The sequence below is a fragment of the Pseudonocardia kongjuensis genome (assembly GCF_039526905.1).
Lineage (GTDB): Bacteria > Actinomycetota > Actinomycetes > Mycobacteriales > Pseudonocardiaceae > Pseudonocardia > Pseudonocardia kongjuensis.
The window spans coordinates 124,822-137,876 of sequence record NZ_BAAAJK010000010.1 but is presented as its reverse complement, the minus strand read 5'-3'; the positions used below and the strand labels follow the sequence as shown (position 1 = coordinate 137,876).

Genomic DNA, 13,055 nt, shown 5'->3' with positions numbered 1-13,055 from the left:
GAACACCTCACCACGCAACCGGAGCAGCTCGCGGCGGGGCGCCCCGGATCACCGCCCGGTGGCCGGCCGTCCGTCCACGGCACTGCGCTCCGCCCGCCCCGCGCGCCCGGCCGGACCGTCGAGCAGCTCGTGCAGCTCCGCGGCGGTACGCGGCGGCGGCCCGTCGTGGCCGAGCTCGGCGAGCAGCCGGGCGACCGCGGGCGCCCAGGCCGGCCCGAGCCGGGCCCCGGCGAGCAGCGCGGTGTCCCCCAGCGCCTGGTCCGCCGGACCGGTCCGGACCCGGCCCCCGGCGACGACGGCGACGTCGTCGGCCCACCGGTGGGCCAGGTCGACGTCGTGGGTGGACAGCACGACGGCGGTCCCGTCGCGGTGCAGCCGGGCCAGCACGGCGACCAGCTCCTCGACGCCGGCCGGGTCCAGCCCGGCGGTCGGCTCGTCGAGCACCAGCACCCGCGGCCGCACCGCCAGCGCACCGGCGATCGCGACCCGCTTGCGCTGCCCGAACGAGAGCTGGTGGGTGGGCCGGTCGACCAGCTCGGTGGCGCCGACCGCGGCCAGCGCGCCGGCCACCCGGCGGGCCACCTCGTCGTCGTCGAGCCCGAGATTGAGCGGGCCGAACGAGACGTCCTGCCCGACGTCGGCGGCGAACAGCTGGTCGTCGGGGTCCTGCAGGACGAGCTGCACGCTCTCCCGCAGCCGGACCAGCCCGCGCCGGCTGCGGTCCAGCGGCTCGCCGTCGAGCAGCACCTCCCCGCTGTGCGGCCGGAGCAGCCCGAGCAGCAGCCGGAACAGCGTCGTCTTGCCGCCGCCGTTCGGGCCGAGCACGGCGAGCCTGCGGTCCGGGCACACGGCGAGATCGGCGCCGTCGAGCACCGGGGGGCCGCCGCGGTAGCCGAACACCAGATCGCGGGCCTCGAGCACCGGCGCGGTCACCGCAGCACCACCACGGTGGCGGCGACGATCCCGGCGAGCAGCACCGCGCTCGCGGCGACGAACGCCCGCGACACCGGCCGGGAGGTGACCCGCACGGCCAGCTCGCCGTCGTAGCCGCGGACGGCCAGCCCGGCCTCCAGCCTGCGGGCCCGGTCGAACGCCCGGACGAACACCGCGCCGCCCTGCCCGGCCAGCGACCGGAACGTCGCCCGGCGGGTGCGGAACCCCATCCGCAGGGTCTGCGCCTCGCGGACCGCGCGCAGCGAGTCGAGCAGCAGGAACAGCATCCGGTAGATCAGCAGGGCGATCTCGGTGACCGCCCGCGGCAGCCACCGCAGCCGCGGCAGGGTGTCCGCGATCGGGGTGGTCGCGGCGAACAGGATCAGGCAGCCGACCGCGGCCATCGCCCGGCCGACGAGCTCGGCGGCGCGCAGCGGGCCGCCCGGCGCCGGGGCGAGCCACGGGTCGCCGCCGACCGTCACGAGCAGCGGCAGCGCCCCCACCAGCACGAACCCGAGCGGCAGCCGGAGCAGCCTGCCGACCGTGCGCAGCGGGATCCGGGCGCCGGCGAGCAGCAGGCCGAGCGCGGCGGCCCCGCAGAGCAGGGCGCCGGGCCAGGGCGGGAGCAGCACCGCCAGCGCGAGCAGGCCGAGCGCCAGGAACGCCTTCTCCCCCGGGTGCCGGGAGCGCCAGCGGCCGGCGTACGCGGTCTCGTCGATCAGCAGCATCAGCTCTCGGCGGCGGGCGCGGAGCCGCTGCGCTGCCGCGAGCGGGTCCGGGCGACGCCGAGGCAGTAGCCGAGCACGCCCGCGCCGGCAGCGGCCTGGATCGCGAAGATGCCCGACTCGATCTCGCCGGACGGCGGCTCCCAGACCGGCTCGAACCAGGGCTCGTACCCGGTGGCGTCGATCGCGTCGCCCGCCTGGCCGTCGGCGCCGGAGTACTCGCCGGGCACGAACAGCGCCGGGATCGCGAACAGCGCCACGACGGCGACCACGAGCAGCAGATTGACCAGTGTCGAACGCTTCACGCCGTGGCCTCCGTCGGCTCGGTTCCGGTGGTGTCGCGCGGGCGCAGCACGCCGAGCCTGCGCAGCTCGTCGGGGGTGATCCGGACCAGCAGCCGGACCACCAGCACGGTCAGCAGGCCCTCGGCGACGGCCAGCGGGATCTGGGTGATCGAGAAGATCGAGGCGAAGGTCAGGAACGCGCCGCCGAAGCCGGACGTCGGGTCCGGGAAGGCGAGTGCCAGCTGCGCGCTGGTGACGGTGTAGGTGCCGAGATCGGCCAGGAACGCCGCGACGAACACCGCAGGCCCCAGCGTGCCGCCCAGCCGGCGGACCGCCAGGTAGGAGCCGTAGGCGATCCACGGACCGGCGACGGCCAGCGAGAACGCGTTCGCGCCGAGCGTGGTGAGCCCGCCGTGCGCGAGCAGCAGGGCCTGGAAGACCAGCACCACCGTGCCGATCAGCGCCATCACCGGGGGCCGGAACAGCACCGCCCCCAGCCCGGTGCCGGTCGGGTGCGACGACGAGCCGGTCACCGAGGGGATCTTCAGCGCGGACAGCACGAAGGTGAACGCCCCGGCGGCGCCGAGGAGCAGCTTGGCGTCCGGGTCCTCACGCACCCGGACGACGACGGCGCGTGCGCCGTGCACCACGAACGGGGCGGCGACCACGGTCCAGGCCGCCGCGTGCAGCGGTGGCAGGTATCCCTCGGCGATGTGCACGGCAGTTCTCCTCGTGGGCTCGGACGAGGGAACGCTACGACTGCGAGATGTAAAGGTGCAAGACTGAACATCTACTCATGCGTTTGGCCGCGCAAGATCACCCGGACGCCGACGCGCCCGGGCCCGCTCGTGCGGACCCGGGCGCGCCGGTACCGGTGCGGCCCGGACCTTTCCGGGCCTTTCCGGGCCTGGTCAGGCCTTTCCGGCCTTCGCGGGCCGGCTGCCGTTGACCTTCCTGCTGACCGCCTCGGCGATCCGGGCGGCGGCGGCCTCGGCCTCGCGGCGGCGGGCCTCCTTCGCCGACGGGTCCGTCTCCGGGGTGCCCACGCCGGTGCCCGGCTTCTCCGCGACGACCTTCTCGCTCGCCTTCTCGGCGGCCTTGCGCTCGGCCTTCTCCGCGGCCTTCGCGCTGGCGACCTTCTCCAGCCGGGCGGCCTTGGCCTTCTTCGCCGCCTTCTTCTCGGCCTTCGCGGCGCGCTCCTGCTCCTTGCGCTGCTCCTTGGCCTTCTCCTTGGCCTTCTTCTCGGCCTTGGCGGCGTCGCGGACGGCCTGCTCGGCCTTCTTCTCCTCCGCGCGGCGGGCCTTCTTCACGTCCTTCTTCGCGGACTCGATCTTCTTGCTCTTCTTGTCCTTCTCGGCCTTCTCGGCCTTCTTGTTCTTGTCTGCCTTCTTGGCCATCACGGTCCTCCCCTGCTCCGACGCCGGGGCCGGGCGCGGCGACGCGCCGGCGGTGCCGGACCGGGGCCGGTACCGCCGGGTCGGCGGCGCGCTCGGCACTCCGGCACGGACCAACTCGGTATGGCACGACCGGCCGCGCTGACGAACGGACGGCGACGTGCGTGGAACTCGGGAGAGTACCCACGGTCACCGCGCCGAAACACGGCACCCGATCCGGTCAGCCGGCCTCCGGGAGCCGTGGCCGGTCCCGGTCGCCGGCGTCCGCCGCCGGTTCCTCGGCGAGATGCCCGCGCAGCGTGACCAGGGTGCGCGCGAGCAGCCGCGAGACGTGCATCTGGGACAGCCCGACCTGCTCGGCGATCTGGGTCTGCGTGCGGTTGCCGAAGAAGCGCAGCATGAGGATCGTGCGCTCGCGTTCCGGGAGCTTGCGCAGGGCCGGGCGCAGCGACTCGCGGGCGTCGACGGCGTCCAGGCCGGTGTCGATCCCGCCGACGACGTCACCCAGCGGGCTGTCCGTCTGCCCCACCAGCTGGTCCAGCGAGTCGGCCCGGTAGCCCTCCCGCGCCTGCAGGCTCTCGATGACCTCCTCGCGGCCGATCCCGAGGTGCTCGGCGAGCTCGGAGACCCGCGGCGCGCGGCCCAGCCGCGACGACAGCTCCTCCTGGGCCCGGCCCAGCCGGGCCTGGACGTCCTTGAGCCGCCGCGGCACCCGCATCGACCAGGTGCGGTCCCGGAAGTGCCGGCGGATCTCGCCGGTGACGGTGGGGACCGCGAACGCCAGGAACGGGGTGCCCTGGGCCGGATCGAACCGGTCCAGCGCGTTGATCATGCCGATCGCGCCGACCTGCTCCAGGTCGTCGACGGGCTCGCCGCGCTGCCGGTACCGGTTCGCGATGTTCGTGACGACCGGCTGGAACCCGCGCACCAGCTCGTCGCGCAGCCGGTCGCGGTCCGGATCGTCCGGGGCGGCGGCGGCGAAGGCGCGCAGCGGGGCCTCGAGGTGCGCGTAGGCGTCGTCGCGGCCCACGGTCCCGGCCCCGGTATCGACCTCAGCCATGCCGCTCCCCGCGGCGGCGACGATAGGTACCCATCGTTTGCGACGGTATGCCCACGCCCCGCGGCCCGCGAGTCGAACGGATGTGATGCACCCCGTCCCGCAACGGACGCGTTGCCGGGCGCCCGGCGGGGTACGCCGACCCATGGCCGCGCACCTCGTCCTGGAACTGACCGCCGAGCCGCGCGCCGCGAGCCGCGCCCGCCGGGAGGTCGGCCGGTGGCTGGCGTCGCTGTGCGGCGCGGAGCACGCCTGCGAGACGGCGTCGGACCTGGTGCTGGCGGTGAACGAGGCGGTGTCCAACAGCGTCGAGCACGCCTACGGCGACGACCCGCTGGGCGCCGACGGCACCGTCACGCTGCGCGCCGAGGTGCAGCGGCCGGGCCCGCGGGTCCGCGTCCAGGTGTCCGACCACGGCTGCTGGCGGGACCCGCCGGAGGACAACGGCCACCGCGGCCGCGGACTGCTGATGATCACCGCCTGCGCCGAGGACGTCTCCGTGCGGCCGGGCGCCGACGGCACCACCGTCACGCTGCACCGCACGCTCGGCCGCTGCCCGGGCGTCTGCACGACCTGACCGCGGGCCCCGGCGCCCGGTGGCCGATGCTGCTCCCATGACGCACGGTCCGGAGTCCGCACTCGCCGCACTGGTCCGCCCCGGCAGCCGGGTCGCGCTGGCCGACGGCTGCGGCACCCCGCGGGCGCTGCACGGGCCGCTGTCCCGGGTCGCCGCGGGCCGCGGCGTGTCGGTCGTGTTGGGCTGGCATCCGGTGCCGGCGCCGGATCTCGATCCGGCCGCGTTCGACGACGTCCGGGTCGTGATGGGCGGGCCCGGCACCCGGGCGGCCGTCGAGTCCGGCGCCGCGCACCTCGTCCCGGCCCGGCTGTCGGCGGTGCCCGCGCTGCTGCGCGGTCCGCTGCGCCCCGACGTGCTGGTCGCGTCCGTGGTCCGCGGCCCGGACGGCGGCCTGCGGTTCGGCGCCGAGGTCGGCTACCTGCGCGGCCTGGTGGCGGCCGGGGTGCCGGTCGCGGCGGTGCTGTCGCACGGCAGCCCGTGCGCCGACGCCGGGCCCGCGCTGCCCGCGGACGCGGTGACCGTCCTCGCGGAGACCGGCGACGGCCCGGCCGAGCTCACCGTCCCGCCGCCCACCGCGGACGACGGGGCGATCGCCCGCCGGGTCGCCGCGCTCGTCCCGCCCGGGGCCCGGATCCAGGTCGGCCCCGGCCGGCTCGCCGCCGCGATGGCCGCCGCGATCGAGGTCCCGGTGCGGCTCGACTCCGGCCTGCTGCCCGATCCGGTGGTCGACCTGGACGCCCGCGGGCTGCTGCTGGACCGGCCGGTCAGCACCTACCTGGCCGGGACCCGGCGGCTCTACGACTGGGCGGACGGGCGGGCGCTGCTGCACCCGGTCGAGCACACGCACGACATCGGCCGGCTCTCCGCGGCCGGGGCGCCGCCGCTGATCGCGCTGAACGCGGCGCTGGAGATCGACGTCGACGGGCAGGTCAACGTCGAGGGTCTGGGCCGCTCGGCGGCCGGGATGATCGGCGGGCACCCGGACTTCGCCGCGGCCGGGGTGCGCGGGGACGGCCTGTCGGTGATCGCGCTCGCCTCGGCCCACCGCGGAGCGCCGACGCTGGTGCGGCGGCTGTCCCGGCCGGTCAGCACCCCGTCCCAGGACGTCGACGTGGTCGTGACCGAGCGCGGCACCGCCGACCTGCGCGGCCTGGACCGGGCCGAGCGCCGGAGCGCCCTGCTGGCGCTGTGGGACGGCGCGACCGGCTGAGGGTGCCGGGGACGGACCGGCCGGTCAGCCGCGCGCCCCGGGCCGGACCGCACGGCCGGACCGGTCGCCGGCCGGCCGCCCGTCGTGCTCGCGGGCGGACCGGTCGGCGGCACCGTCGGCCGGGGCGTAGTGCCCGCCGAGGCGGGCGGACTCGCTGCCCGGGTGCGGCCAGGAGACGTCGGCGTGCTGGTTGCTGCTCTCACTCATACCTGCACTGTGCCCGGCCCGTGTTCCGTCCACACCGCTCCCGGCTGACGGGTGGGTTACGACCCGGTGCCGCGCGCGCGGCGCTTGTTCCAGACGTCGAACGCGACCGCCAGCAGCAGCACCAGCCCCTTGACGACCGACTGCATCGACTGGTCGACGCCCATCAGCTGCATGCCGTTGCTCATCACCGCCATGATCAGCCCGCCGACCAGCGCGCCGACCACGGTGCCGACGCCGCCGGTCACCGCGGCGCCACCGATGAAGGCGGCGGCGATCGCGTCCAGCTCGAACATCGTCCCGGCCGCGGGCTGGGCGCCGTTGGAGCGGGCCGAGTAGATGACCCCGGCGATGCCGGCCAGGAAGCCCATGTTCACGAAGATCCAGAACGTGACGGCCCTGGCCTTCACACCGGACAGCCGGGCCGCGGCCAGGTTCCCGCCGATCGCGTAGACGTGCCTGCCGAACACGGTGCGCCGGGTGATCAGGCCGTAGGCCAGCACCAGCACGCTGAGGATCACCAGCACCACCGGCAGCCCGCGGGAGGTGGCCAGCTGCCAGGCGAAGGCCAGCACGACGACGCCGACCAGCGCGATCCGGCAGGCGAACAGCGGGAACGACTCGACCTGCTGCAGGTCGAGGACCTTCGCGATCCGCGAGCGGTAGGCGAACGCCGCGTACCCGGCGACGCCGACCGCGGCGATCAGCATGGTGAACGCGTCGAAGCCCTGCCCGCCGATCAGGCCGTTGACGAAGCCGCCCGCGACCATCTGGTACTCGGCCGGGAACGGCGAGAGCGAGATGTTGCCGAGCACCTGCAGGGTCAGGCCGCGGAACAGCAGCATCCCGGCCAGGGTCACGATGAACGCCGGGATGCCGACGTAGGCGACCCAGAACCCGTGCCAGGCGCCGACCAGCACGCCGGTGCCGATCGCGGCCGCGATCCCGACCCACCAGGGCAGGCCGCCGCCGATCACCAGCACCGCGGCGATCGCGCCGGTCAGCGCGACCACCGAGCCGACCGACAGGTCGATGTGCCCGCCGACGATCACGATCACCATGCCGATCGCGAGCACCAGGATGTAGGAGTACTGCAGGACGATGTTGGTGATGTTGCCGGGGCTCAGCGAGACGCCGCCGGTGAGCACCGCGAACAGCGCCACGATCGCGACGAAGGCGATCACGATGCCGCTCTGGCGCAGGTTGCGGGTGAGCAGCGTCCGCAGGTTGTTCGTCCCGGTGTGCAGGGCGGCGGCGGCGCCGCTCTCGCCGGCCGGGTCCCGCTTGAGGGTGCTGGTCATGCGGCAGACTCCGACTCCTCGGTCATGAGGGCCATCAGGCCCTCCTGGGTGGCCTCGGCGACCGGCACCTCTCCGGTGATCCGGCCGGCGGACAGGGTGTAGATGCGGTCGCAGATGCCGAGCAGCTCCGGCAGCTCGGAGGAGATGACCAGGACCGCCTTCCCGGCCTCCACCAGCCGGTTGATGATCACGTAGATCTCGTAGCGGGCGCCCACGTCGATGCCGCGGGTCGGCTCGTCGAGGATCAGCACCTCCGGCTCGGTGAACAGCCACTTCGCCAGCACGACCTTCTGCTGGTTCCCGCCGGAGAGGGTGCCGACCCCGCTCGTCACACCGGCGGTGCGGATGCCCAGGTCACGCCGGTAGTCCTCGGCGACCCGGTGCTCCCGGTCGGCGTCCACCCAGCCCCGCCTCGCGAGCCGGGACAGCCCGGCCGCCGAGACGTTGCGGCGGATGTCCTCCACCAGGTTCAGGCCGTAGTGCTTGCGGTCCTCGGTGACGTAGGCGATCCCGGCCCGGATCGCCTCGTCCACCGTCCGGGCCCGGACCTCCCGGCCGCCGACGAACAACCGGCCGCTGATGTCGCGGCCCCAGGAGCGGCCGAACACGCTCATCGCGAGCTCGGTGCGCCCGGCGCCCATCAGCCCGGCGATCCCGACGACCTCTCCGGCCCGCACCGACAGCGACGCCGAGTGCACCACCGTCCGGTCCTGGGTGGGGTGGCGGACCGTCCAGTCCGAGATCCGCAGCATCTCCTCCCCCGGCCGGGACTCCCGGTCCGGGTAGAACGACGCCAGGTCCCGCCCGACCATCCCGCGGATGATCCGGTTACGCGGGGCGGGCTCGTCGGCGATGGTGAAGGTCTCGACGCTGTGCCCGTCCCGGATCACCGTGGTGCGGTCGGCGATCTGGACGATCTCGTCGAGCTTGTGCGAGATGATGATCGCGGTGATGCCGCTGTCCCGGAACCGGCGCAGCAGGTCCAGCAGGTGCGCCGAGTCGGTGTCGTTCAGCGCGGCGGTCGGCTCGTCCAGGATCAGCAGCCGGACGTCCTTCGCCATCGCCTTGACGATCTCGACGAGCTGCTGCTTGCCGACGCCGAGCCGGCCGACCGGGGTGGACGGGCTCTCGTCCAGCCCGACCTCGCCGAGCAGCGCCGCCGCCTCGCGGTGCGTGCGGGCCCAGTCGACCAGCCCGAACCGGCCGCGCCGCTCGTTGCCGAGGAAGATGTTCTCGGCGATCGACAGGTGCGGGATCAGGGCCAGCTCCTGGTGGATGATCACCACGCCGTCGGACTCGCTGTCCCGGATGCCGGAGAACCGGGCGGTCCGCCCGTCGAGGACGATCTCGCCCTCGTAGCTCCCCGCCGGGTGCACCCCGGACAGCACCTTCATCAGGGTCGACTTGCCCGCTCCGTTCTCCCCGCAGATCGCGTGGATCTCGCCGCGGCGCACCGCGAGGGAGACCTCGGACAGCGCCGTGACGCCGGGGAAGGTCTTGGTGATGGAGCGCATCTCGAGAATCGTGTCCGGCTGCTCACCGGCCGGCTCGTGATCGGGCACGAGGTCCTCCGTGCTTCGTGGTGACGGGTGCCCGGGCCGGGGAGGGTGTCGGCCCGGGCACCCGGGATCGGGATCAGCCCTGCTGGCCGCGCTCGACGTCCTCGGCGGTGTAGTACCCCGAGTCGACGAGCACCTGCTGGATGTTCTCCTGGTACACCGTCTGCACCGGGAGCAGGTACGACGGGACGACCTTGACGCCGTTGTCGTAGGTGGTGGTGTCGTTGGCCTCCGGGACGCCGCCCTCGAGGAACGCCTGGGCCGCGACGACGGCCTGTGCGGCGAGCTCGCGGGTGTCCTTGAAGATCGTCGAGTTCTGCACCCCGCGGCTGATCAGGTTCACCGACGCGATCTCGGCGTCCTGCCCGGTGACGACCGGCAGCGGCCGGTCCGGGCCGCCGTAGCCGGCGTTCTGCAGCGCGGTGATGATGCCGCGGGAGATGCCGTCGTAGGGCGAGAGCACGCCGGCGACCGGCGTCCCGTCGCTGTAGGCGGAGGTGAGCAGGTCCTCCATCCGGCGCTGCGCGGTCTCCTGCGCCCAGCGCAGGGTGGCGATCTGCTCGATGGTGGTCTGGCCGCTGCGGACGACCAGGGTGCCGTCGTCGATCAGCGGCTGCAGCACCGACATCGCGCCGTCGTAGAAGAAGAAGGCGTTGTTGTCGTCCAGCGAGCCGGCGAACAGCTCCACCACGAACGGGCCGGTCTCCGGGCCGGGCGTGCCGTCCTCGTTCTGCAGGCCCAGGCCGGTGAGCAGGGCGTTCGCCTGGGCGACGCCGACCTGGAAGTTGTCGAAGGTGACGTAGAAGTCGACGTTCTCGGTGTCCCGGATCAGCCGGTCGTAGGAGATGACCGGGATGCCGGCGTCGGCGGCCGCCTGCAGCTGGCCGGACAGCGCGGTGCCGTCGATCGCGGCGACGACCAGCAGATCGGCCCCGCGGGTGATCATCTGGTCGATCTGCTGCGACTGGGTCGGGATGTCGTCGTTCGCGAACTGCAGGTCGACCTGGTAGCCGGCCTCGCTCAGCTGGTCACGCACGGAGTTGCCGTCGGCGATCCAGCGCTCCGAGGTCTGGGTCGGCATCGCGACGCCGACCAGCAGGTCCTCGGCGGAGGCACCGGTCCCCGCGCCCCCGCCACCGGAGGCGCCCTCCCCGCCGCACGCGGCCAGACCCACAACCAGCAGAGCGCCGACGGCGACGGCGCGCACTCTCTTCCACACGGGCGATCTCCTCTTCGAGATGTCGCCCGGCGCGATGGGCGCCGGGCGGCTGGCCTTCCAGCTCGTCGACTGTGAACGTTAACAAAGACCGCGTGAGATGGGAATCACCGAATTTCGGAGTGGATCTAGGCAGGTGAGATGCGCCGGAAGCTGGGCAGCACCGAATGCCGTCGCGGCTCCAGCGGGTCGGCGGGGTGAGCGCTAACGGTGTCGGGGACGGGGGGCGGGCGCGCGGCGGTACCCCAGAGTAGGCAACCGGGGCCACGCGGGCGAGAGGGTCGCGCCGGCAGGTTCGGGGCCGGTCTCGGGATCGCGCCGACCTCCGGGGCGAGTCACCGGACCCGCGGCCGCCGGGTCCGCGCGGCCGGGTCCGCGCCACCAGGTCCGTGCCACTGGCGCCGCGCCACCAGGTCCGCGCCACCGGGTCCGCGCCACCGGCCCCGCCCGGGGCACGCCGCAGGCTCCGGGCCGCGCGTCACCCGCCGTCCCCGGGGCCCGCGCCGCAGGCCGTTCCGGCCGGGCTCAGCCCGGTGGCGGGCCGACGCTGTCCCGGTCCACCAGCACCGGGACCACCCCGCGGTGCGCGACCGCCTCCCCGCCCGGGCCCCGGCGCGCGTCACCGGCGCCCGCCGCAGCACCGGCGCCCGCAGCACCGGCGCCCGCCGCACCGCCGCCCGCCGCACCGGCCACGTCGCGCACGCCGCCGGAGCCGTCGGTCCCGGCGACCAGCAGCTCCAGCGCCGCCCGCGCCACGGCCTCGAAGTCCGGACGGACCGTGGTCAGCGGCGGGATGAGGTGCGCCGAGGACGGCACGTCGTCGAACCCGACGACGCTGATGTCGCCGGGCACCGACCGGCCACGCTCGTGCAGGGCGTGCAGCAGACCGGTGGCCATCGCGTCGTTCGCCGCGAACACCGCGGTCACCTCGGGCATCCGGCCGAGGAACTGCCCGGCCCGGTACCCGGCGTCCGGGCTCCAGTCCCCCGGCACCACCGGCGGCACCTCGCAGCCCGCGGCCCGCAGCTCGGCCTCCCAGCCTGCGGCCCGGCCGGCCGCGTCGAACCAGTCCGGCGGCCCGGAGATGTGCCAGACGGTGCGGTGCCCGGCCTCCAGCAGCCGCCGGGTCGCCACCCGGCCGCCCTCGACCTGGTCGACGGTGGCCATCGCGCCCGGGCGAGCCGGGTCGCCGTCCACCGTGACCAGCGGGACGGTCCGGGGCAGCTCGTCGAGCGCGGCGGCCACCGGCGCCACCGGGGCGATCACCACGATGCCCGAGACCTGGCCGTCGAGGTGCCGGTCGACGGCCTCCCGCACCGAGGTGCCGTCCAGCGTGCGGATCCGCACCACGCTGACCCCGAAGCCGGCGTTGACCGCCTGCTCCTCGAACGCGGCGAGCAGCGAGACCGGGCCGAACAGCGTCGAGCCGGGGGCGACGACGCCGAGCACCCGGTCCCGGCCGGTGACCAGCGTCCGGGCGGCCCGGTTCGGCCGGTACCCGAGCTCGTCGATCGCGGAGAGCACCCGGGTGCGGGTCACCTCGCGGACGTTCGGGTGCGCGTTCAGCACCCGGGACACGGTCTGGTGCGACACCCCGGCGACCCGGGCGACGTCGAACATGGACGGGCCGCGCCGGGTCCGCTCACCCATCGCCCGTTCCTCCTCGCCCGCTGCCGCCCCGACGGAGGGTAGCGACCCGTGATCGGCCTCAGCCGCTGAACTCGGCCACCGGCGTGCCGGTCGTCCCCGGGCGCACCGCGAACAGCGCCCCGGCCGCCGGCTGGGCGGCGAGCTCGTCGGCGGTGAGCGCCTGGCGCGACGTCGTCACGAACAGCGTGCCGAGATCGGGATCGCCGAACGTGCACGCGGTCACCCGGCTCACCGGCAGCCGGACGACGGTGTCCAGCACCCCGTCCGGGGTGTAGCGGTGCACCGCGGAGCCGCCCCACAGTGCCACCCACAGGGCGCCGGTGGAGTCCACGGCCAGACCGTCGGGCAGGCCGGCCGCCGGATCGACGACGGCGGCGGGCCGACGGTCGTGCAGCCCGGCGGCACCGGCGGCCGGATCGACGTCGAACACGTCGACCCGCCCGGTCGGGGTGTCGACGTAGAAGGCGCGCCTGCCGTCCGGGGTGAACGCGAGCCCGTTGGAGATCGTGACGCCGGTCAGCGCGGGCTCGACGTCCAGGTCCGGCCCGAGCCGGTACAGGGTGCCCGCGCCGGGCCGGGTGTCGTAGGCCATCGAGCCGCACCAGAACGCGCCGGACGGGTCGCAGCCGCCCTCGTTCATCCGGATGCCGGGGTCGTCCCACAGGTCGCCGAGCCGCCGCTGCACCCGCAGGTCGCGATCGAGCAGCACGAAGCCGCGCTCGTCGGCGAGCACCAGGCCGCCGTCGCGGCGCGGCCGGAACGCCGCCGCGACCGAGCCGACGCGGGTGCGTCCCACCCGGCCGCCGGCGAGCTCCAGGATGTCGCCGGCGAGCATGTCGACCCAGCGCACCCCGGCGAACGACGGGTGCCACACCGGGCCCTCGCCGTGCTCGGCCACCGGGCCGGTCACCTGCTCGGCGACCAGCTCGCGGGTCACGACGTCCC

The 13,055-nt window shown here is 74.9% G+C and carries 14 protein-coding genes; 2 read left to right on the top strand and 12 right to left on the bottom strand.

Annotated features, from left to right (window positions below):
* Positions 1 to 48: 48 nt before the first annotated feature.
* The 6 genes from ABD160_RS14675 to ABD160_RS14650 all read right to left on the bottom strand — a co-directional run bounded on the left by ABD160_RS14675 (position 49) and on the right by ABD160_RS14650 (position 4,396).
* Positions 49 to 933, bottom strand: a complete 885-nt coding sequence (locus ABD160_RS14675; RefSeq protein WP_344022596.1) for an energy-coupling factor ABC transporter ATP-binding protein — start codon at positions 931 to 933, stop codon at positions 49 to 51.
* Complete coding sequence (gene cbiQ / locus ABD160_RS14670) at positions 930 to 1,661, bottom strand: cobalt ECF transporter T component CbiQ (protein WP_344022594.1); 732 nt, start codon at positions 1,659 to 1,661, stop codon at positions 930 to 932. Before cbiQ ends, ABD160_RS14675 begins: the two co-directional genes overlap by 4 nt.
* Positions 1,661 to 1,963 (bottom strand): energy-coupling factor ABC transporter substrate-binding protein, encoded by a 303-nt coding sequence (locus ABD160_RS14665; protein ID WP_344022592.1) that lies wholly within the window; start codon positions 1,961 to 1,963, stop codon positions 1,661 to 1,663. The genes cbiQ and ABD160_RS14665 overlap by 1 nt, the downstream gene beginning before the upstream one ends.
* Positions 1,960 to 2,661 (bottom strand): energy-coupling factor ABC transporter permease, encoded by a 702-nt coding sequence (locus ABD160_RS14660; protein WP_344022590.1) that lies wholly within the window; start codon positions 2,659 to 2,661, stop codon positions 1,960 to 1,962. Before ABD160_RS14660 ends, ABD160_RS14665 begins: the two co-directional genes overlap by 4 nt.
* Positions 2,662 to 2,853: 192 nt before the next feature.
* Positions 2,854 to 3,339, bottom strand: coding sequence for a hypothetical protein (locus ABD160_RS14655; RefSeq protein ID WP_344022588.1), 486 nt, complete (start codon positions 3,337 to 3,339; stop codon positions 2,854 to 2,856).
* A gap of 217 nt (positions 3,340 to 3,556) precedes the next feature.
* Complete coding sequence (locus tag ABD160_RS14650) at positions 3,557 to 4,396, bottom strand: SigB/SigF/SigG family RNA polymerase sigma factor (protein WP_344022586.1); 840 nt, start codon at positions 4,394 to 4,396, stop codon at positions 3,557 to 3,559.
* Between the two features lie 142 nt (positions 4,397 to 4,538).
* Between ABD160_RS14650 and ABD160_RS14645 the strand changes: the two genes are divergently transcribed.
* Together ABD160_RS14645 and ABD160_RS14640 are read left to right on the top strand one after the other, a co-directional pair.
* Positions 4,539 to 4,970: an ATP-binding protein gene (locus ABD160_RS14645; RefSeq protein ID WP_344022584.1), complete on the top strand. Its 432-nt coding sequence runs from the start codon at positions 4,539 to 4,541 to the stop codon at positions 4,968 to 4,970.
* Between the two features lie 37 nt (positions 4,971 to 5,007).
* Positions 5,008 to 6,180, top strand: coding sequence for an acetyl-CoA hydrolase/transferase C-terminal domain-containing protein (locus ABD160_RS14640; RefSeq protein ID WP_344022583.1), 1,173 nt, complete (start codon positions 5,008 to 5,010; stop codon positions 6,178 to 6,180).
* A 24-nt stretch (positions 6,181 to 6,204) separates the two neighbouring features.
* On the opposite strand, the gene ABD160_RS14635 is transcribed toward ABD160_RS14640, so the two are convergent.
* The 6 genes from ABD160_RS14635 to ABD160_RS14610 all read right to left on the bottom strand — a co-directional run bounded on the left by ABD160_RS14635 (position 6,205) and on the right by ABD160_RS14610 (position 13,047).
* Positions 6,205 to 6,387: a hypothetical protein gene (locus ABD160_RS14635; RefSeq protein ID WP_344022582.1), complete on the bottom strand. Its 183-nt coding sequence runs from the start codon at positions 6,385 to 6,387 to the stop codon at positions 6,205 to 6,207.
* 56 nt (positions 6,388 to 6,443) lie between these two features.
* Complete coding sequence (gene mmsB, locus ABD160_RS14630) at positions 6,444 to 7,685, bottom strand: multiple monosaccharide ABC transporter permease (protein ID WP_344022580.1); 1,242 nt, start codon at positions 7,683 to 7,685, stop codon at positions 6,444 to 6,446.
* Positions 7,682 to 9,199, bottom strand: coding sequence for a multiple monosaccharide ABC transporter ATP-binding protein (gene mmsA / locus ABD160_RS14625; protein WP_344022814.1), 1,518 nt, complete (start codon positions 9,197 to 9,199; stop codon positions 7,682 to 7,684). The genes mmsB and mmsA overlap by 4 nt, the downstream gene beginning before the upstream one ends.
* Before the next feature lie 121 nt (positions 9,200 to 9,320).
* The gene (gene chvE, locus ABD160_RS14620) at positions 9,321 to 10,463 is read right to left on the bottom strand and encodes a multiple monosaccharide ABC transporter substrate-binding protein (protein WP_344022578.1); all 1,143 of its coding nucleotides are present in this window, start codon (positions 10,461 to 10,463) and stop codon (positions 9,321 to 9,323) included.
* Between the two features lie 522 nt (positions 10,464 to 10,985).
* Positions 10,986 to 12,110 carry a LacI family DNA-binding transcriptional regulator gene (locus ABD160_RS14615; protein WP_344022576.1) on the bottom strand — a complete coding sequence of 375 codons (1,125 nt, stop codon included), beginning with the start codon at positions 12,108 to 12,110 and terminating at the stop codon, positions 10,986 to 10,988.
* Between the two features lie 58 nt (positions 12,111 to 12,168).
* Positions 12,169 to 13,047, bottom strand: coding sequence for an SMP-30/gluconolactonase/LRE family protein (locus ABD160_RS14610; protein WP_344022574.1), 879 nt, complete (start codon positions 13,045 to 13,047; stop codon positions 12,169 to 12,171).
* Positions 13,048 to 13,055 lie beyond the last annotated feature (8 nt).

Coding starts and splice junctions, on each gene's coding strand:
- mmsA (WP_344022814.1), bottom strand. CDS start 9,199: ATGCGCTCCATCACCAAGACCTTCCCCGGCGTCACGGCGCTGTCCGAG.
- cbiQ (WP_344022594.1), bottom strand. CDS start 1,661: ATGCTGCTGATCGACGAGACCGCGTACGCCGGCCGCTGGCGCTCCCGG.
- mmsB (WP_344022580.1), bottom strand. CDS start 7,685: ATGACCAGCACCCTCAAGCGGGACCCGGCCGGCGAGAGCGGCGCCGCC.
- ABD160_RS14655 (WP_344022588.1), bottom strand. CDS start 3,339: ATGGCCAAGAAGGCAGACAAGAACAAGAAGGCCGAGAAGGCCGAGAAG.
- ABD160_RS14615 (WP_344022576.1), bottom strand. CDS start 12,110: ATGGGTGAGCGGACCCGGCGCGGCCCGTCCATGTTCGACGTCGCCCGG.
- ABD160_RS14650 (WP_344022586.1), bottom strand. CDS start 4,396: ATGGCTGAGGTCGATACCGGGGCCGGGACCGTGGGCCGCGACGACGCC.
- ABD160_RS14640 (WP_344022583.1), top strand. CDS start 5,008: ATGACGCACGGTCCGGAGTCCGCACTCGCCGCACTGGTCCGCCCCGGC.
- ABD160_RS14645 (WP_344022584.1), top strand. CDS start 4,539: ATGGCCGCGCACCTCGTCCTGGAACTGACCGCCGAGCCGCGCGCCGCG.
- ABD160_RS14635 (WP_344022582.1), bottom strand. CDS start 6,387: ATGAGTGAGAGCAGCAACCAGCACGCCGACGTCTCCTGGCCGCACCCG.